Origin of the sequence: Halorubrum sp. SS7 (assembly GCF_005435055.1) — an archaeon.
Classification (GTDB): Archaea; Halobacteriota; Halobacteria; order Halobacteriales; family Haloferacaceae; genus Halorubrum; species Halorubrum salinarum.
On the sequence record NZ_SGXV01000537.1, the window covers coordinates 1 to 268 of the forward strand.

Consider the following 268-nt stretch of genomic DNA (forward strand, 5'->3'; position numbering starts at 1 on the left):
CTTTAGAGGTGTTCACCGCCGATCCACAGTTAGCTGTTTATAAACGAGCGGCTGGGGTTTTGGCGGTGTCCACCGCTGATCCACAGTCGACCACGTACAGCCGAGCGGCTGGGGCTTTGGAGGTGTTCACCGTCGCTCCTCAGTCAACTACTTATAAAAACTCGAGCGACGGAAACCGTCCCTACACCGACAACGACTACTTATAAGCGGTTCTCGCGCCCGGGGTCGACGTCGATGGCGTCCACGGGGCAGACGTCGACACAGAGCA

2 protein-coding genes are annotated in these 268 nt (G+C 57.8%); one reads left to right on the forward strand and one right to left on the reverse strand.

Annotated features, from left to right (window positions below; translation table 11 throughout):
- On the forward strand, window positions 1-206 hold a 206-nt coding region (locus EXE44_RS21265), incomplete at its 5' end, for a hypothetical protein (protein WP_241991914.1).
- Here the strand turns inward: EXE44_RS21265 and EXE44_RS19070 are convergent.
- Window positions 201-268: 4Fe-4S binding protein (locus EXE44_RS19070; protein WP_199241305.1), on the reverse strand; the 68-nt coding region annotated here is incomplete at its 5' end. The two genes, EXE44_RS21265 and EXE44_RS19070, sit on opposite strands and share 6 nt — an antisense overlap.